The organism is Bacillus sp. FSL M8-0277 (assembly GCF_037975305.1).
Taxonomy (GTDB): Bacteria; Bacillota; Bacilli; order Bacillales; family Bacillaceae; genus Bacillus; species Bacillus pumilus.
Window position 1 is genome coordinate 1,061,539 of the sequence record NZ_CP150255.1, and the last position, 17,017, is coordinate 1,078,555.

Genomic DNA, 17,017 nt, shown 5'->3' on the forward strand with positions numbered 1-17,017 from the left:
TATGCTATTCCCATACTACATTACCAAATTTTTTATGAAAAAGATAGAAGTTGGCTTTAAAAACCTCATGATGAGGATGTTTGGTCAACTAAAATATCAAACTCGTCTTGGGCTTGATCGATGATGCAGGATTTAGGTGCTTTGAGCAGTTTCCATGCAAATAAAAAGTCAGGCAAACAATAGCCTGCATGAATACTTGCGATGATGATAAAATAGTGTGCATACATTGGAAACGCCACACCTAACACAAAGTAAACCGGTGAAATCACACAAAATGGACTGAGAAGTGAATAAAGCATGATGTTCTTTGGTACACGCTGCCAGCAATTGCGTTTAAATAGCGTCATTTTTTTCTTGTTTTTCATCACTGGGATCAAGTGAACCACGCGGTGGACAAGCAATGTCACAAGTAAAAGCATCGCAAAAAGCGGTGCGTTGTGACTGCTTAGTCTCGTTTCAGGATGAGTCAGTTGAAAACATAAAAAAGCCGTAATGAAAAAAAGTATAGCAAGACTTATGGCTGAAATCAGCAGTCTTGTATAACCATAATCCTTTTCAAGATTAATGGTTTTCCAACAATTCATTTTTCATCCTTCCAATCTTAAAAAACTAATTGAATATCTCAAGATAATTTACTCTTCCTGAGGATAAAAATCAATGGTTTTCATGAAAAAAAATAAAATGTTGTGTTCACATGGAATAAAGAGAGGAAACTTTGGATTTTTCAAGAAAAAAAGACAGAAGAGGGAGGTTCGTCTCTTTCGTCAATGAGTAATTTCGGCTAGAATAGAAAGACTAAGAGAAAGAGGGAACGTACATGAGTATTGAGGAACGAATGAGCCAGCTCGAATATTATATGGAACTTTTGCTGACGGCGACCGATATGAGCCGTTATCCATATTATGCATTATTGATCAGGCAGCGGGTATCGAAGGAAGAGGCGCAGGAAATTGAGCGTATTTGTGCTGAGCTTTCAGAGGAAATGGACAAGCAAAAAGCACAAGGCTACGTCATGTTTGACGATATGCTTGCGCTTTTTGCAGGACAGTTAATTGAAAAGCTGGATGTGCATGAGACGATATTTGCATTGCGTGATCAAGGGCTGTTTCAGCCGTTAATGAATGAATTTATAAAGATCATTAAACAATTTGATTTGCTTTATTAGCCGCTTTTTCTGCTGCATCAGCTGAGTCTTCAAGTTCCTCAGGTTTTTTCGTGACTTTTCCTCGCTCATCCAAAAAGTCCTTCTCAATGTTTGAAAACGATTTCTCAAAAATCTCCATGAAGTCCTCACCATAGATGTTTCGGATAATACACATCATTTCTAAAATCTCAGGGAACTTTCCGTAAATGTCATGAAGCGGCTGTGCACCTTTGACAATACCAGTTCGTGCAGGGTCATAATCTTCGAGTAGTTTATGGAATGTCTCTTCGCCTTTTGGCGTTAGCTCAATATACGTATTGCGTTTATCGTTTAACTTTTTAGAAAATTTTAAAAATCCTCGTTCCTCAAGTTTCTTGGAGAAGTTAAACGCCGTTGATACATGCATGACGCCAAACTTTGCAATTTCTGATATTGAAGCTCCTTTTAATTGATACGCAATCCACAAAATATGATGTTCATTGATATTTAGGTTATACGGTTTGATCCACTGCTGCCAGTCCTTTTCAATGGATTTCCAAAGAGCTTTGCTCAATTGGGCCATTCTTTGACTGAATAAAAGTGCTTCTTTTACATCGAAAGGCTTTTCCGAATGATTCATCCATTTCACCTACTTCTCTTTTTCTTGTAATTCTATTATGCCAATAAAATAAAGATTAATAAAGCTGAAAATTCAAGAATTTTTAAAACTCATGAAAAACATTGACAAAATAACCTTTTTTCAACAAAAAAAGTGCGGGATACGCACCCCGCACACTTTTGTAAACGAATATTTTTTCTTGAGTATATTAGTTTTGTAAGGTTTTCTCCAGTTGCTTGAGCTTTTCCTCAATTTCCTGAATTTCCTTTTGCAAGTCCTGCTGGTGAGGCTTGATTTCTTCACGCCATTGCTGAATCGATGTTTGTAATTCAGTTCCGACTTCTTTAATGACCTCTGCGCTTTCTTTTGCTGTTTCAACAATTTGCTCTTTTAAAGCCTGTCCATCTCTTTTTAATCTTGTCAGCGTATCTTCGAATTTGTCATAGCCATCTTTCATCTTTCCGCGCACATCTCTGCCAGAAGAGGGAGTCGTCAGGAGCACTGCCGCACCTCCGAGGAGACCGCCTACAAATAATCCTGTTAATAAAGAACGTCCACTAGCCATTCAAATCACCTCTAGTCAAATTTTACACATTCGCATGTTCTCTCTGAGCTGACGATCAGCTTCATTGAACTTCCATACATAGCTTGCTTTATTTTAGCATACTTTTGAAGAAAAGGGAGGGGAGAAGGTTGTCTGTCTTTCTGTTCGTTTTTACGTGTATCGGTGTCGTTTTTACAGGTGGTTCTATTCATTATGCAAGACAGCTGGGGTATGCAGGGTCTTATCCGCCAAAACATGTATTAAAGCAAAAAGCACTTGTGTGTGCGGCAGGTGCAGGAATTTCGCTCCTCATTTTGCTGCTGACCCTTTTTCTTTTATAAAAGTATGAAAAAAACCTCTTCATCTATTATGAAGAGGTTCGATTATTTGTTAAGCAACTTCTATCATTCTTGCACGTCTGAGAATGGACTGAGCAATTGGGAAGACAAATACCATGGCAATGGTATTAATCACGGCTGCTGGCAGGACGACGCCTACAAGAAGTGCCGGTAATGCAGCTGGCAGTCCAGTGATCAGTAATGCGGCAGATAGGAAAATCACGCCGGATACGATGGTTCCAATCGCAGTTAACACAGCGGTTAGCACTACTTTGTTCTTTATCTTCATGCAAGATAAGAAAAGGGCTAAGAAGATAAAAGCTGTTACTGGTTTATCAATCATATTCGGAATTTGTCCGCCTGGGAAACCTGTTGTTAATGCAGAAATGGCGCCTGTTACGAGGGCAATAACCACTACATGCTGTACCTTTGGGAAAAGGATGATGCTTAAAAACATCATAACCAGCATCATATCAGGTTTCATTCCGAAAAAGATGGGCGGGAAAATCGTATGCAAAACAGCTCCCATTGCTGCAAGCAATGACATAATGACTAATTCTTTTGTTTTCATTTCTATGCTCTCCTCTGCTAAGCTCTTAGAACTCTCCAATAATATGGCTCATCATTTATTGCAAGAGTCATCACTTTATATTTCTCGTTATTATAACAAATTTATTTCTCTATAGAAAAGCTTTTTTACTCATTTTCTTGCTGGAACTTTTTCATAAAGTCCGCAAGCTTTTGGCAGTCTTCAATCGATACCGCATTGTAAATAGATGCTCTGCATCCACCGACAGAACGGTGGCCGGCAAGTCCAACCATTTGTTCCTGCTTTGCTTTCTCTACAAAGGAAGCAGTGAGCGCATCATCACGAAGGGTAAATGTGACATTCATATGCGAACGGCTGTCAGTGCGTGCGTGTCCTTTGTAAAAACCGCCGCTTTGATCAATTGTGTCATAGAGAATGCCTGCTTTTTGTTCATTGCGTTTTTCCGCTGCTTCTACGCCGCCAGCCTGTTTAACATGCTCAAGGACAAGAGACAGCATATAAATCGCAAAAGTCGGTGGTGTGTGATAAAGAGAGCCAGCTTTTGCGTGTGTTGAATATTTTAATATTTTCGGTGTGCTGCTTTTCTCTTTTTCTAATAAACGTTTGCGCGCGATCACAATCGTGATACCAGAAGGCCCTAAGTTTTTTTGTGCCCCAGCATAAATGAGATCAAATTGAGAAACATCGATTTTTTTGCTGAGAATATCACTGGACATATCCGCAATGAGCGGTAATGATGTACCAGGGAACGATTTCCACTGAGTGCCGAAGATCGTATTGTTTGATGTGATGTGTAAGTAAGCGCCATCTGTTAAACCGGAGGCATCTACTTCTGGAATATACGAGTAGTTGTCGTCTTCACTTGAAGCAAACACAGATGTTTCACCAAACCCTTTTGCTTCTGATAATGCTTTTTCTGACCAAGCGCCAGTTTGAATGAAATGAGCCGTTTCGCCTTCATGTAAGAAGTTCATAGGAATCATCGCAAATTGAAGGCTAGCTCCGCCCTGTAAAAAGAGGACTTCGTAATCTTCAGGAATGTCCATCAGTTCCACCAACAGTGCTTTTGCCTTATTGTGGACTTCTTCATATTCACCGCTGCGATGAGACAGCTCCATCACAGACATCCCAGTTTGTTTAAAATCAACAAGTTCTTCCTGTGCTTTTTCAAGCACTTCTAGCGGCAGTGCCGCCGGACCAGCATTAAAATTCGTCGTTCGCTTCATCACAATCTCTCCCTATTTCTCGCGTTAATGGATCAAAAGATAAAACCATCCTATCACAAATTTGAAGCAATTGGACAAAAAATTTGAATCGTTTTAAATATCTTACTATTAAGAAATGGAGGGGATAAAAGGGGGGGCAGAAATAAGAAAAACCTCATCTATTAAGATGAGGTAAGGCGCGTGTGGATGGCAGAAGAAATCTCTTTTAAGTCCTCTGACGTGTATTGATCTTGATGTGATTTCCATACGGCACCAAAGCCATCGCCTTTGCCGTAGCGCGGAATGATATGCATATGGTAATGGAACACAGATTGTCCGGCTTTTTCGCCGTTGTTGTTTAAAAGGTTTAATCCAATGGGTTCAAATTCCTGTTTGATCGCTCTTGCAATTTTCGGAATCGCTTGGAAGTAGTGATTAGATACTTCTGGTGTCATTTCGTAGATGTTTTCTTTATGTATTTTTGGGATTACAAGGGTATGCCCTTTTGTTACTTGGCTAATATCTAGAAAAGCCAATACATGCTCGTCTTCATATACTTTTGCACATGGAATGTCTCCATCAATGATCTTGCAAAAAATACAATCGCTCACGTCATGTCACTCCTCATTCATTTTCCTTCATCGTATCACAAAAATGAGCAAAAAAGAAAACAGGACAAGCGAACTCCTTTGGTCGCTCATCCTGCTCCTGCAGAAGAAATGCTGATGCTTTCATTCGATATGCCTTTTGAATTCTCTATTTACTGAAATAAAGAATTCATATGCCTGCTATTTCTGCCGTAAACACCTCATTTGACGTTTTGGTTTGTCGTATACATATTGTATAGGACACAAAAATCAAGAATCAGTGAAGCAAAACAGAAGCTAAGGTTTTTAGATGAAAAACCAACTTGTCATGCGGTTCTTTGCCTTTAACAAACACCTCATTTACTTATTGGTCATCAAGTTCATTTCTTCTACATACATTATGATGACCAAGATGCCTATTTTTTATTCTTGACTTGTCTATAGGTAAACATTTCAAATTACCTTTCGTTTTTGTTACTATAAAGGAAAAACGAAAGAAAGGAACGAATTCATGTCCCTTCTCACTGTAAAAGATGTAACGGGTGGATATACGAAGAATCCCGTTCTAAAAAATATCTCATTTGAATTAGAAAGAAATCAAATCGTCGGTCTCATCGGCTTAAACGGGGCGGGGAAAAGCACAACGATTCGCCATATCATCGGACTCATGAAACCGCATAAAGGTGTTATTGAATTGAATGGACGAACCCTTCAAGATGATCAAGAGGCGTATCGCTCGCAATTTACGTTTATTCCAGAAACACCTGTATTATATGAAGAATTAACTTTAAAAGAACATTTAGAGCTGACAGCGATGGCTTACGGACTGTCAAAGGAACAATTAGATGAGCGTCTGCCGTCATTGCTGAAAGAATTTCGAATGGAGAAACGTTTGAAGTGGTTCCCTGCTCATTTTTCAAAAGGAATGAAGCAGAAGGTCATGATTATGTGTGCGTTTCTTGTTGAACCGGAACTGTATATCATCGATGAACCGTTCTTAGGTCTTGATCCTCTTGCGATTAATGCACTGCTTGAACGGATGAATGCTGCAAAGAAAAACGGCGCTAGTGTCCTGATGTCAACGCATATCTTGGCGACAGCTGAACGCTATTGTGATTCCTTTATTATTTTGCACGAAGGGGAAATTAGAGCGAAAGGAACACTGACAGAGCTGAGAGAACAGTTCAATATGAGAGATGCGACACTCGATGATCTTTATTTGGAATTAACAAAGGAAGAAAGCTATGAGTAAAACGACGCAAAGCATTTGGAAATCCCGGTTAGCGGAACACATACAAGATACAAGAAAATATTTAAAATACATGTTCAATGATCATCTTGTCATTGTGCTCATTTTTTTCCTTGCAGGCGGAGCGAGCTGGTATAGTAACTGGCTCAAACAAATTCCAGCTCATTTTCCTTCCTACTGGGTCATGGCAGTTGTTTTCTCATTGGTGCTGACAAGCTCTTACGTGCGGACGTTGATCAAAGAAGCAGATCTCGTGTTTTTGCTTCCTTTGGAAGGGAAGATGGAGCCTTATTTAAAACAAGCTTTTAACTTTAGCTTCATTTCTCAGCTGTTTCCTCTCATTGCCGTATCTATTGTTGCACTCCCGCTTTATTCGGCGGTGTCTTCAGGCGGCATCAAGATGTATGTGCTTATATTGGCGCAAATGATTTTGATTAAGGGTCTGAATACAGCGATTCAATGGAGAATGACGTATTTTCAAGGAAAACAGATGAGATGGCTTGATGCAGTCCTTCGTTTTCTATTGAATATGATTTTAATCTATACCGTTTTACAGGCATCTTATGCAATCGCAATCGTTTTTTATCTCATCTATGGTGTCTATCTCGTTTACTTAACCAATGCAGTCAAAAAGCAGCCTTTTCAATGGGAATTGCATATTTCTGACGAATTAAAACGAAAACAGCGTTTTTATCGTTTGGCCAATTTATTTACAGATGTGCCTCATTTAAAGAAACAGGTGAAAAGAAGAGCTTATATGGACTGGCTTTTACAGTTTGTTCCGTATGACCAGCGTAAAACTTTTTCTTATATGTATGTGAGGGCGTTTGTACGCTCAAATGACTATTTTGGTCTCGTTTTTAGATTAACGGCCGTGTTTGTCCTGATTATTTTGTATACAGGTGCAGCAGGCTGGGTGGGCGCGCTACTTGTCTTGTTCACCGTGTTCATCACAGGTGTCCAGCTTGTGCCGTTAACGAAGCACTTTGCCCATCTTTCATTACAGGCACTTTATCCTGTTGCTCAGCAAGAAAAGGATCGGAGCTTTTTTGTTCTCGTCCGTAACGTGCTCATCATCCAATCGATATTGCTGAGCTGTTCAGTACTACCGGCAGGAGGATGGCAGGGAAGTGGACTTGCCCTTCTGATTTCACTGGCATTTGTGCTTGTCCTCTTCAAGCCTTACGTACTCAGTCGATTAAAAAAGATGCGATAAGCAGAGATATGTTTCTGACAGCGAGCGTATGATGACATCAAGGAGGGGACCGGATGAATGCAGCTGAACGGGAGTTATATGAAGAAGCCATTCTTTTTCAAACGCGTTTTTTAAGAAAACCTTCAAAGATCGAACGGTTTTCAAAAGGAGTTCAGCAGCAGGTGAACCGCCGAATCCCTGCCAGGTTTCATCAAGTCATCACAAGTGCGGTCAAAACAATGGTTGAATCCACCGTATCAGGATCTCACTTCACTTCATTTTCAGTCATTGATGAGCAATTATCCATCATTGAGCGAAATGAACTGGCAAAGGAGAAAGTGAAGTACTATCAAAAAGCAGCTGCGATCGAAGGAATTGGAACAGGTGCAGGTGGTATTTTGCTCGGTATGGCAGACTTTCCGCTGTTGCTTAGCATCAAGATGAAATGTCTTTATGAACTGGCATGTATTTATGGCTTTGATTTGTCTCAAAAAGAGGAAAGACTCTTTTTGCTCTGTATATTTCAACTCGCCTTTTCCGGCAGTACACATCGTCAAAAAATGATCAGCATCATTGATGATTGGGAAACGAGCCGTGAGAAAATGGATTGGTACAGCTTTCAGCAAGAGTATCGAGATTACATTGACCTAGTGAAGCTGTTTCAATTAATGCCGATTGTCGGAGCCGCTGTTGGCGGTGTGGCAAATCATCATCTGACAGGACAGCTCGGAGATGTTGCTCGTCATGTGTTTCATTTACGGGTGTTGAAAGAAATGAAATAGAAAAGCCGCTGTTTGCCAGCGGCTTTTTTTATTCATCGTAGGAAAGGACAGCACGGGCGAGTACCTTTGCTGCGATAGGCATTGCTTTTTCGTTGATATCAAACTTCGGGTGGTGATGGGGATACGCGTCTTCGCTGTTTTCCGGCATGGCGCCTGTGTAAAAGAAGGTACCAGGGACATGCTGAAGGTAGTAAGCAAAATCTTCTCCGCCCATTTGGGTTTCCGCTTCTTTTACTTCTGTGACACCATCTGTTTGTTTTGCGATGTCAGCAATAAATTCAGTTGGCTTTGGATGATTTTTGACAGCAGGATATCCTCTCACATATTCATATGTGTAGCCGGCATCATGCATGTCGCACACCCCTTTTACGACCTGTTCAATTTCTCGTTCGATGGTGTGTCGTGCACTTTCTTCAAAGGACCGTGCAGTACCAGTCAAAACTGCAGAATCTGCAATGACGTTAAAAGCATTCTCTGCTACAAAACCTCCAACAGATACAACAGCAGAATCAACTGGATTGACTTTACGGGCAACGACTTGCTGCAAGTTTGTCACGATTTGTGAACCGATAAGTACAGCATCTTTCGTTAAGTGAGGCTGGGCGCCGTGTCCGCCTTTCCCCTGAACTCGGATAGAGAAGCGGTCGGCAGCTGCCATAAAGTTTCCGCTTTTATAAAGAACCGTGCCACAAGGCTCTGGAGACCAAAGATGCGTCCCGAATATGACATCGACACCGTCTAAGCAGCCGTCTTCGATCATTGGTTTTGCACCGCCTGGCGCATATTCTTCTGCATGCTGATGAATGAGGACGATTTTCCCTTTTAATTGATCACGGTGCTCATTCAAAATTTTCGCTAAGACAAGTAGTGTCGCTGTGTGCCCATCGTGCCCGCAGGCATGCATCACACCGGGCTTTGTCGATTTGTAAGACACTTCCTTTTCATCATGGATAGGAAGCGCATCGAAATCAGCCCTGAGGGCAATCGTCGGGCCCGAAGAAGCTCCTTCGATAAAGGCGAGTACACCATGGCCGCCCACCTGTGTACGTGTTGGTATATGTAATCTGTCATAGTAGCTGGCGATGAAAGCGGCTGTTTCTTCTTCCTGGAAAGAAAGTTCAGGATTCATGTGGAGATGGCGTCTAATTTCAACCATTTCCTCATAATGTTCATCAAGACGTTCATTGATGCTTTTTTGTAAAGTGGATATTGTCATTGATTTGAAAACCTCCTTCATGCTCTTTTACTGATTGTATGGTAATTGTTAGAATCTTTCAACAGAAGAGAATGTCGTATGCGCATCAAAAGGTCATTTTACATAAAAGTCGAAGGTGCTATGAAGCGGAGAAAGGGAGGAATTGTATTGGGAAGCTGTCCAAATTGTTCAAAAGCGTTTTCTTTCGTTGAAAAGTTTCATTTATCACATACGAAAATGATGATGTGTCCAAGCTGTCGGCATCAAATCAAAGAAACCTTTGTATCAAAAATGAGTTTTTTTCATGCTCTGTTTGATTCCGCTATTGGTGATGCTCATTCAATTGAAAGGGGCTTCACCCATGTTGAAGTGGCCGATCTTATTAGGATGGATTCTATTGAATTTCTATGTACTTCAGCCGATCATTCATCGGTACGAGCTGACATCACGACGATAAAATGAAGAGCCCAGCGATTGGGCTTTTTTTCATAAAAAAAGGAAGTGCTGAAAGCAGCACTTCCTTAATTGTCTGTAACGGCATGATAGGATGTGAGATAAGCAGGACGAGAGAAGATGGAGCCAGTATCATCGTTTGGCTGAAAGAATGCTTCTGATTCTTGAAAGTCTTCAAATAAGTCCTCTGATTCCCAGAGTGTCATAATCAAATACACTTCTTCATCTTTTTTCGGTCTTAAAACACGAAGAGCCTGGAAGCCCCGCTGATGTTCTGAAATGTTCGTCTTCTTCTGAAAAGTAGATTCAAACAGTGCTCTGCTTTCAAGCTTCACAGGGATATGATTCAAGGTGACGAAGCCAGGTTGGACTAGCTCACCTTTCGCATAAATCACATCATAGGCATGAGGGGCTTTAAAAACAGTCTCGCCCTCCGTCTCATGGAAAAGAGCTGCTTGTTCTTTTCCGACCATATAAAGCAGATTTTCCTGATCGTGTTTCTTTGCGATTTTATGCAAGAAATCTGCTGTTCCATAGGTTATATAGACATTCATCTAAACCGCCTCCCGCTTGATAGTATAACAAAAGAATGATATATAATTCTTTGGTAGTCAATCCATAAAACATATTATGAAGCAATACATCCCATACTATCCGTATAAAGGAATGAGGTGACCTAATTTGAAGAAAAAGAAGATAATCATTCCATTAGTCATTGCAGGAAGTACAATCGTACTCTCATTTATTGGCTATCTGACCATTTTATTTTTAGGACATTATGTCATAGATGAAAAGAAGCTTGTATTTCACGCTTCATCCCAAATCATTGATCGGAATGGAAAAGAACTCACAAGTATGTATTCAGAAAACCGGGACCCTGTGTCAATAAAGGATGTACCTGATAAAGTAGCAAAAGCCTTTGTGTCTGTCGAGGACAAGCGGTTTTATGAGCATCATGGAATTGATGCGCAGTCAATTTCAAGGGCGGTTTATCGAGATATATTAGCAGGTGGAAAGGTAGAGGGCGGCAGTACAATTACTCAGCAACTCGCAAAAAATATTTTTCTCACAAATGACAAAACCTTTCTACGAAAAACAAAAGAAGTCATCATTGCAATTAATTTAGAAAGAGATTATTCAAAGGATAAGCTGCTCGAAATGTATTTGAATCAGCTTTACTTCGGTCATGGCGTCTACGGTATCCAAGCAGCAGCCAATTATTACTTTAGTAAAGATGTGAAAGATTTAACGGTCAGCGAAGGGGCTACACTCGCTGCGATGCCAAAGGCGCCGTCTACTTACTCGCCTGTTTTACACCCTGATAAAAATAAACAAAGACGGGACACGATTCTTAACTTAATGAATGAGCAAGGATATTTATCATCAACAGAAACAGTAGAAGCAAAAGGGAGAACACTAGGCATTCATTTAAAAAAGAAATCAGAAACGCCTTGGGTCGATAGCTATGTCGATCTTATCATTAAGGAAGCAGAATCAGAGTATGCCATTTCACATGAACAATTGCTTCAAGGTGGTTATACCATAACAGTTCCGATTGATATGAATCTGCAAAAGGTCACCTACGATGCGATGAAAAACAACCGTTATTTCCCGGGAAAAAGCGGTTCTCCTGAAAGCAGCGCCATCTTTATTGATAATGAGTCAGGCGGAGTAAAAGCAGCAATTGGAGGACGAGAATATCAAGCGAGGGGTTATAACAGGGTGACCGCTGTTAGACAGCCTGGATCTGTTTTCAAGCCGATCGCGGTATATGGACCTGCGCTGCAGGAGAAAAAATTCCGACCTTATTCCCTGCTTGAAGACGAAGAAAAAAGCTATGACGGTTATTCACCAAAGAATTACGATGGACAGTATGAAGGCAAGGTCACGATGGTGGAGGCCCTCATGAAAAGTAAGAATACAGCAGCGGTGTGGACATTAAGCCAGCTTGGTATTGATACTTCGAAAACATATCTCGAGAAAATGGGAATCGATATTTCGGATCAAGGACTTGCGATAGCCCTTGGCGGTTTAGAAAAAGGGGTTTCTCCACTTCAAATCGCAGGAGCTTTCCACACATTTGCAAACGAAGGCGTATATCAAAAGCCTTTCTTCATTCAGAAAATCACCAATGATGAAGGAGAAACGGTAGAGAAAAATCGTAGTAAGCCAGAACGAGTGTTTAGCGTGCAGAATGCTTGGAATATGACAAGAATGCTGCAGCAAGTCGTCAAAGGCGGAACAGCCCAGAGCGGTTCATATGCTGGAGATTTAGCAGGTAAAACTGGCACAACCACATATTCAGGTGTGAAGGGTGCAACAAAAGATGCTTGGTTTGCCGGCTATACGCCAAGTACAACGGGTGCGATTTGGATGGGGTATGACAAAACCGATAACAGTCACTATTTAACTGGCGGAAGTCAATACCCAGTGCAGCTGTTTAAGGATATTTTAACGGCAGCCCAAATAACGAACGAAACGTTTAAAAAACCAGAGGGGATTAAAGAACTTCAAGCGCCAATTCATTTAGAGGGACTATCAGGATTTGAAGCCCGCTATGCGTTTAAAATCAAAGGATTGTTTACATTAGAGCTGTCTTGGGAGAAGCAAGAGGATAAACGGGTTGAATACCGTATTTATGAAAAGAGGAATGGGAACGAGACGCTGATCGATTCAGTGACAGGCGTAGGCAGCTACACAATGCCGTATGCCAATGTGTTTTCAGATGCGGAGTATAAGGTGGTTCCATATAATACTCAAACGCAAGAAGAAGGAGAAGGCAGTCCATATGTCAAGCCAGAGGCTTTTGGACGTTAATATTCGGCGATTTTTTGAACAATGAGCCGGTTTAGTATACCGTGCCTTGAAAAAGCGGTATAGTAAAAGCAGTGTTTGAGCCTTATACAAAGAGAGTGTAAGGCGAAAGGTGGAATGAAAGGTAATGGGAAAAACGAAGGCTTTTAATGACACGTTCTTAAAGGCGTGCAAAGGGGAAAAAACAGACCATGTACCAGTTTGGTATATGAGGCAGGCAGGACGCTCACAGCCTGAATATCGTGCCCTTAAAGAAAAGTACGGGCTATTTGAAATTACGCATCAGCCAGAGCTATGTGCTTATGTAACACGACTTCCTGTAGAACAATATGGTGTAGATGCCGCGATTTTATATAAAGATATTATGACCCCGCTTCCAGCTATTGGAGTGGACGTTGAAATTAAAAATGGCATTGGACCTGTCATTGATTCACCGATTCGGACAAAAGTAGATATCGAACGTCTTGGGGAACTTCATCCTGAAGAAGACCTGCCATATGTGCTTGACACCATTCAGCTTTTAACGAAGGAGCAGCTGAATGTACCGCTCATCGGTTTTGCTGGTGCACCATTTACGATGGCTAGCTATATGATTGAAGGCGGTCCATCTAAAAACTATCATAAAACAAAAGCGCTCATGTACAGTGAGCCTGAGACATGGATGCTGCTCATGAACAAATTAGCTGATATGACGATCACGTACATACGCGCGCAGGTAAAAGCAGGGGTCAGTGCGTTTCAAATCTTCGACTCATGGGTGGGCGCTTTAAATGCAGCAGACTACCGGACATTCATTAAACCTGTCATGCAGCGAATTTTCACAGAGTTGAAGAGTGAAAATGTACCAATGATCATGTACGGAGTTGGTGCAAGCCATCTCGTGAAAGATTGGCATGACCTGCCGCTAGACGTCGTTGGACTTGATTGGCGTATGAGTGTAGACGAAGCGCGAAAAGAAGGGCTCACAAAAACGTTACAAGGAAATCTTGATCCAACGATCTTACTTTCTCCTTGGGAAGTCATTGAAGAAAGAGCAAAAGACATATTAGATCAAGGGATGAAATCAGATCACTTCATCTTTAACCTAGGTCATGGGGTATTTCCAGATGTTTCACCAGATACGTTAAAGAAGCTGACCGATTTTATTCACGACTATTCAGCTACACATAAAAAATCATCCATCTAAACTATTTCAATTGATCTGAAGGAGTGTTGGTTGTGGAGAAAAAGAAAATGGGGCTTCTTGTCATGGCATATGGCACCCCATATAAAGAAGAAGACATTGAGCGTTATTATACACATATTCGTAGAGGCAGAAAGCCGGAGCCGGAAATGCTGCAAGATTTAAAGGATCGCTACAAGGCAATCGGCGGTATTTCTCCTTTATCAAAAATTACAGAGCAGCAGGCACATGGTTTGTGTGAGCACTTGAATGACATTCAAGACGACATTGAATTTCATGTGTACATTGGCTTAAAACATATCGAGCCTTTCATAGAGGATGCAGTTGCTGACATGCACAAGGACGGCATGACAGAAGCTGTGAGTATCGTTTTAGCGCCGCATTTCTCTACCTTTAGTGTGAAATCATATAACAAACGTGCACAAGATGAGGCAGACAAGCTTGGCAACCTACAGATTACGTCTGTTGAAAGCTGGTACGATGAGCCGAAGTTTGTGGACTATTGGGTGAAGCAAGTGAAGGATACGTATGCATCAATGAGTCAAGAGGAAAGAGATTCCGCGGTACTTATTGTGTCTGCACACAGCCTTCCTGAAAAAATTATTGCAGCAGGAGATCCATATCCTGATCAGCTCGCACAATCTGCCAAAATGATTGCAGAAGGTGCGGGAATTGAACACTATGAAATTGGCTGGCAAAGTGAAGGCAATACGCCGGATCCATGGCTTGGACCAGACGTACAAGACTTAACGCGGGACTTATTTGAACAAAAAGGCTATCAAACATTCGTGTATGTGCCTGTTGGTTTTGTCGCTGATCATCTTGAAGTGTTATACGACAACGATTATGAATGTAAAGTCGTGACAGATGAAATTGGTGCAGCCTACTATCGTCCAGAAATGCCAAATGCGAAACCAGCATTTATTGATGCTCTGGCAACAGTCGTATTAAAGAAGCTTGACGAAAGCAAGTAATCATATAAAAGAAGGCGATCCTATGCATGACAATCAAAAACACCTTGTCATCATTGGCGGTGGCATCACTGGTTTAGCCGCCGCCTTCTATTTGGAAAAGGAAGTCGAAGAAAAAGGTCTTCCGATTCAAATATCACTTATTGAAGCGAGCCCTAGGCTAGGTGGAAAAATACAAACATTATATAAAGACGGCTACATCATTGAACGTGGACCTGATTCATTTTTAGAAAGAAAGGTCAGTGGGCCGCAGCTTGCGAAAGATGTCGGTCTGTCCGATCAGCTCGTCAATAATGAAACTGGGCAAGCGTATGTACTGGTCAATGAAAAGCTTCACCCGATGCCAAAGGGTGCTGTTATGGGCATTCCAACTCAAATCAGCCCATTTATTACAACTGGTCTTTTTTCAGTTGCGGGAAAAGCAAGAGCGGCGATGGATTTCGTGTTGCCAAAAAGCAAGCAGTCCGAAGATCAGTCGCTTGGTGAATTTTTTAGAAGACGTGTGGGTGATGAGGTCGTTGAGAATTTAATTGAACCGCTTCTATCAGGCATTTATGCAGGGGATATTGACCGCCTGAGCTTAATGTCCACCTTCCCGCAATTTTATCAAACAGAACAGCAGCATCGCAGTTTGATTCTTGGGATGAAAAAATCACAGCAGCATGCGAAAGCGCAGCAGGTGACTGCGAAAAAACAAGGACAGTTCCAAACGATCAATCAAGGGTTGCAGTCGCTTGTGGAAGCAGTAGAAAGTAAGCTCAAGCTGACAAAGGTGTATAAAGGGACAAAAGTAAAACAGATTGAAAAAACGGATGGAGGCTATGGCTTGCAATTAGACAGTGGTCAAACGCTTTTTGCCGATTCAGCCATTGTCACGACGCCGCATCAATCGATTTATTCCATGTTTCCTAAAGAAGCAGGGCTAGAGTATTTGCATGACATGACCTCTACTTCTGTTGCAACAGTAGCACTCGGTTTTAAAGAAGAGGATGTTCATAATGAATATGACGGCACTGGTTTTGTTATCTCAAGAAACAGTGATTTCTCTATTACAGCCTGTACGTGGACAAACAAAAAGTGGCCGCATACCGCTCCGAAAGGAAAAACGCTATTGCGTGCGTATGTCGGAAAAGCTGGTGACGAATCGATTGTCGAGCAGTCAGACAGTCAAATCGTCAGCATCGTGCTAGAAGATTTAAAAAAAATCATGGATATTAAAGCAGATCCAGAATTGACGACAGTGACTCGCTGGAAGACAAGTATGCCGCAATATCACGTCGGTCATCAGAAAGCTATTTCGAACATGCGAGAAACGTTTAAGCAATCATATCCTGGTGTTTATATCACAGGTGCTGCATTTGAAGGTGTTGGAATCCCTGATTGTATTGATCAAGGAAAAGCCGCCATCTCAGAGGCTGTATCGTATCTATTTTCATAAAAACAACTCCCTTTTCTGTCATGGAAAGGGAGTTTTTCATGTTCGAATCATTCAAAAAGAGTTGGGAATCATAAATGTGAACAAAGTTGTTGCATCTGGGGAAAAGGATATGGTATATTACTTTCTGTACTTAATGACCAAAACGTTCAAATAGTCATTTCGGGAGTGAGAACATGAGTGTTGATAGGAGACAAATGATTTTAGAGGGTGCGACGAAAGCATTTACTCAATTCGGGTATAAAGCGACCACAATGGACCTTGTGGCAAAGCTTGCCAACGTCGGAAAAGGAACCATTTATACATTTTTCAAAAACAAAGAAGAGTTGTTTGATGAAATTTTCACATCCCTTTTACTAGAGATGAGGAAAATTGCGGATGAGGCAATTGATGAGAAGAATAGTTTCTCTGAAAACCTTCACTTAGCACTCTTTGCAATTTTAGAATTTCGAAAAAACCACCAGCTCACAATTAAGATTTTTCAGGAAAATGCAGAGCTTGGCACGTCAGCGGTCAAGGAAATGATCGAAAAAATGGAGCAGATGATCATTCGCTATATCAAAATGAAAGTGCAAGAAGCGATGGATAAAGGCGACATTAAGCCTTGTGATCCTGAATTGACTGCATTTGTGATGGTGAAACTATATATTGCACTGATTTTTGATTGGGAAAAGCGATACGAGCCTTTAACAAAAGAAGAGGTAGCCGAATCGCTGGAGCATTATGTCTTAAAAGGACTATCTGCAACAACATAATTTTTTTGAGTTCAAATGA

At 41.2% G+C, this 17,017-nt stretch carries 19 protein-coding genes; 11 read left to right on the forward strand and 8 right to left on the reverse strand.

The features are described 5' to 3' along the window. Positions 1-65 precede the first annotated feature (65 nt). Positions 66-584 carry a DUF3267 domain-containing protein gene (locus MKZ05_RS05130; RefSeq protein ID WP_003210901.1) on the reverse strand — a complete coding sequence of 173 codons (519 nt, stop codon included), beginning with the start codon at positions 582-584 and terminating at the stop codon, positions 66-68. 233 nt (positions 585-817) lie between these two features. Here MKZ05_RS05130 and MKZ05_RS05135 point away from each other — a divergent pair, with 233 nt between their 5' ends. Beyond that, positions 818-1,165: a YhaI family protein gene (locus tag MKZ05_RS05135; protein ID WP_050945394.1), complete on the forward strand. Its 348-nt coding sequence runs from the start codon at positions 818-820 to the stop codon at positions 1,163-1,165. Here MKZ05_RS05135 and MKZ05_RS05140 read toward each other — a convergent pair. Then, positions 1,140-1,763, reverse strand: a complete 624-nt coding sequence (locus MKZ05_RS05140) for an HTH-type transcriptional regulator Hpr (protein ID WP_050945393.1) — start codon at positions 1,761-1,763, stop codon at positions 1,140-1,142. The two genes, MKZ05_RS05135 and MKZ05_RS05140, sit on opposite strands and share 26 nt — an antisense overlap. 187 nt (positions 1,764-1,950) lie before the next feature. Beyond that, complete coding sequence (locus MKZ05_RS05145) at positions 1,951-2,307, reverse strand: YtxH domain-containing protein (RefSeq protein ID WP_007497160.1); 357 nt, start codon at positions 2,305-2,307, stop codon at positions 1,951-1,953. A 128-nt stretch (positions 2,308-2,435) separates the two neighbouring features. On the opposite strand from MKZ05_RS05145, the gene MKZ05_RS05150 reads away from it, so the two are divergent. Then, a complete protein-coding gene (locus tag MKZ05_RS05150; protein ID WP_003211362.1) occupies positions 2,436-2,627 on the forward strand; it encodes a hypothetical protein in 192 nt (63 codons plus the stop codon). Positions 2,628-2,676: 49 nt separating this feature from the next. Here the strand turns inward: MKZ05_RS05150 and MKZ05_RS05155 are convergent, their stop codons facing one another. The 3 genes from MKZ05_RS05155 to MKZ05_RS05165 all read right to left on the reverse strand — a co-directional run bounded on the left by MKZ05_RS05155 (position 2,677) and on the right by MKZ05_RS05165 (position 4,990). Beyond that, positions 2,677-3,195 carry a tryptophan transporter gene (locus MKZ05_RS05155; RefSeq protein ID WP_003212065.1) on the reverse strand — a complete coding sequence of 173 codons (519 nt, stop codon included), beginning with the start codon at positions 3,193-3,195 and terminating at the stop codon, positions 2,677-2,679. Positions 3,196-3,320: 125 nt separating this feature from the next. Further along, positions 3,321-4,400, reverse strand: a complete 1,080-nt coding sequence (gene serC / locus MKZ05_RS05160; protein WP_339161665.1) for a 3-phosphoserine/phosphohydroxythreonine transaminase — start codon at positions 4,398-4,400, stop codon at positions 3,321-3,323. Positions 4,401-4,561: 161 nt separating this feature from the next. After that, positions 4,562-4,990 carry an HIT family protein gene (locus tag MKZ05_RS05165; RefSeq protein ID WP_003212458.1) on the reverse strand — a complete coding sequence of 143 codons (429 nt, stop codon included), beginning with the start codon at positions 4,988-4,990 and terminating at the stop codon, positions 4,562-4,564. Between the two features lie 487 nt (positions 4,991-5,477). Here MKZ05_RS05165 and MKZ05_RS05170 point away from each other — a divergent pair, with 487 nt between their 5' ends. From MKZ05_RS05170 to MKZ05_RS05180, 3 genes are read left to right on the forward strand one after another with little or no spacing between them, the layout of a single operon-like run. Continuing rightward, positions 5,478-6,218 (forward strand): ABC transporter ATP-binding protein, encoded by a 741-nt coding sequence (locus tag MKZ05_RS05170; protein WP_003212171.1) that lies wholly within the window; start codon positions 5,478-5,480, stop codon positions 6,216-6,218. Next, positions 6,211-7,431, forward strand: a complete 1,221-nt coding sequence (locus MKZ05_RS05175; RefSeq protein ID WP_106029917.1) for an ABC transporter permease — start codon at positions 6,211-6,213, stop codon at positions 7,429-7,431. Before MKZ05_RS05170 ends, MKZ05_RS05175 begins: the two co-directional genes overlap by 8 nt. Before the next feature lie 53 nt (positions 7,432-7,484). Continuing rightward, positions 7,485-8,192: an EcsC family protein gene (locus MKZ05_RS05180; protein WP_339161669.1), complete on the forward strand. Its 708-nt coding sequence runs from the start codon at positions 7,485-7,487 to the stop codon at positions 8,190-8,192. A gap of 28 nt (positions 8,193-8,220) precedes the next feature. On the opposite strand, the gene MKZ05_RS05185 is transcribed toward MKZ05_RS05180, so the two are convergent. After that, positions 8,221-9,408: a M20 family metallopeptidase gene (locus MKZ05_RS05185; RefSeq protein ID WP_321999207.1), complete on the reverse strand. Its 1,188-nt coding sequence runs from the start codon at positions 9,406-9,408 to the stop codon at positions 8,221-8,223. A gap of 283 nt (positions 9,409-9,691) precedes the next feature. Here MKZ05_RS05185 and MKZ05_RS05190 point away from each other — a divergent pair, with 283 nt between their 5' ends. Then, positions 9,692-9,844, forward strand: a complete 153-nt coding sequence (locus MKZ05_RS05190) for a hypothetical protein (RefSeq protein WP_339161671.1) — start codon at positions 9,692-9,694, stop codon at positions 9,842-9,844. 64 nt (positions 9,845-9,908) lie between these two features. Here MKZ05_RS05190 and MKZ05_RS05195 read toward each other — a convergent pair whose 3' ends face one another. After that, positions 9,909-10,394: an antibiotic biosynthesis monooxygenase gene (locus tag MKZ05_RS05195; protein WP_003211655.1), complete on the reverse strand. Its 486-nt coding sequence runs from the start codon at positions 10,392-10,394 to the stop codon at positions 9,909-9,911. A gap of 127 nt (positions 10,395-10,521) precedes the next feature. Between MKZ05_RS05195 and MKZ05_RS05200 the strand changes: the two genes are divergently transcribed. From MKZ05_RS05200 to MKZ05_RS05220, 5 genes are all read left to right on the forward strand, one after another. Then, the gene (locus MKZ05_RS05200) at positions 10,522-12,657 is read left to right on the forward strand and encodes a PBP1A family penicillin-binding protein (protein ID WP_268458963.1); all 2,136 of its coding nucleotides are present in this window, start codon (positions 10,522-10,524) and stop codon (positions 12,655-12,657) included. Between the two features lie 124 nt (positions 12,658-12,781). Beyond that, positions 12,782-13,840: a uroporphyrinogen decarboxylase gene (gene hemE, locus MKZ05_RS05205; protein ID WP_106032316.1), complete on the forward strand. Its 1,059-nt coding sequence runs from the start codon at positions 12,782-12,784 to the stop codon at positions 13,838-13,840. Between the two features lie 32 nt (positions 13,841-13,872). Then, positions 13,873-14,811, forward strand: coding sequence for a ferrochelatase (gene hemH / locus MKZ05_RS05210; RefSeq protein WP_050945387.1), 939 nt, complete (start codon positions 13,873-13,875; stop codon positions 14,809-14,811). 22 nt (positions 14,812-14,833) lie between these two features. After that, positions 14,834-16,246, forward strand: coding sequence for a protoporphyrinogen oxidase (gene hemY, locus MKZ05_RS05215; protein WP_339161675.1), 1,413 nt, complete (start codon positions 14,834-14,836; stop codon positions 16,244-16,246). Between the two features lie 173 nt (positions 16,247-16,419). Beyond that, the gene (locus MKZ05_RS05220) at positions 16,420-16,998 is read left to right on the forward strand and encodes a TetR/AcrR family transcriptional regulator (protein ID WP_339161676.1); all 579 of its coding nucleotides are present in this window, start codon (positions 16,420-16,422) and stop codon (positions 16,996-16,998) included. Positions 16,999-17,017 lie beyond the last annotated feature (19 nt).

Excerpts from the sequence above, each read along its gene's own strand:
- MKZ05_RS05130 (WP_003210901.1), bottom strand. The coding sequence starts at position 584 with ATGAATTGTTGGAAAACCATTAATCTTGAAAAGGATTATGGTTATACA.
- MKZ05_RS05135 (WP_050945394.1), top strand. The coding sequence starts at position 818 with ATGAGTATTGAGGAACGAATGAGCCAGCTCGAATATTATATGGAACTT.
- MKZ05_RS05140 (WP_050945393.1), bottom strand. The coding sequence starts at position 1,763 with ATGAATCATTCGGAAAAGCCTTTCGATGTAAAAGAAGCACTTTTATTC.
- MKZ05_RS05145 (WP_007497160.1), bottom strand. The coding sequence starts at position 2,307 with ATGGCTAGTGGACGTTCTTTATTAACAGGATTATTTGTAGGCGGTCTC.
- MKZ05_RS05155 (WP_003212065.1), bottom strand. The coding sequence starts at position 3,195 with ATGAAAACAAAAGAATTAGTCATTATGTCATTGCTTGCAGCAATGGGA.
- serC (WP_339161665.1), bottom strand. The coding sequence starts at position 4,400 with ATGAAGCGAACGACGAATTTTAATGCTGGTCCGGCGGCACTGCCGCTA.
- MKZ05_RS05170 (WP_003212171.1), top strand. The coding sequence starts at position 5,478 with ATGTCCCTTCTCACTGTAAAAGATGTAACGGGTGGATATACGAAGAAT.
- MKZ05_RS05175 (WP_106029917.1), top strand. The coding sequence starts at position 6,211 with ATGAGTAAAACGACGCAAAGCATTTGGAAATCCCGGTTAGCGGAACAC.
- MKZ05_RS05180 (WP_339161669.1), top strand. The coding sequence starts at position 7,485 with ATGAATGCAGCTGAACGGGAGTTATATGAAGAAGCCATTCTTTTTCAA.
- MKZ05_RS05185 (WP_321999207.1), bottom strand. The coding sequence starts at position 9,408 with ATGACAATATCCACTTTACAAAAAAGCATCAATGAACGTCTTGATGAA.
- MKZ05_RS05190 (WP_339161671.1), top strand. The coding sequence starts at position 9,692 with ATGCTCTGTTTGATTCCGCTATTGGTGATGCTCATTCAATTGAAAGGG.
- MKZ05_RS05195 (WP_003211655.1), bottom strand. The coding sequence starts at position 10,394 with ATGAATGTCTATATAACCTATGGAACAGCAGATTTCTTGCATAAAATC.
- hemE (WP_106032316.1), top strand. The coding sequence starts at position 12,782 with ATGGGAAAAACGAAGGCTTTTAATGACACGTTCTTAAAGGCGTGCAAA.
- hemY (WP_339161675.1), top strand. The coding sequence starts at position 14,834 with ATGCATGACAATCAAAAACACCTTGTCATCATTGGCGGTGGCATCACT.
- MKZ05_RS05220 (WP_339161676.1), top strand. The coding sequence starts at position 16,420 with ATGAGTGTTGATAGGAGACAAATGATTTTAGAGGGTGCGACGAAAGCA.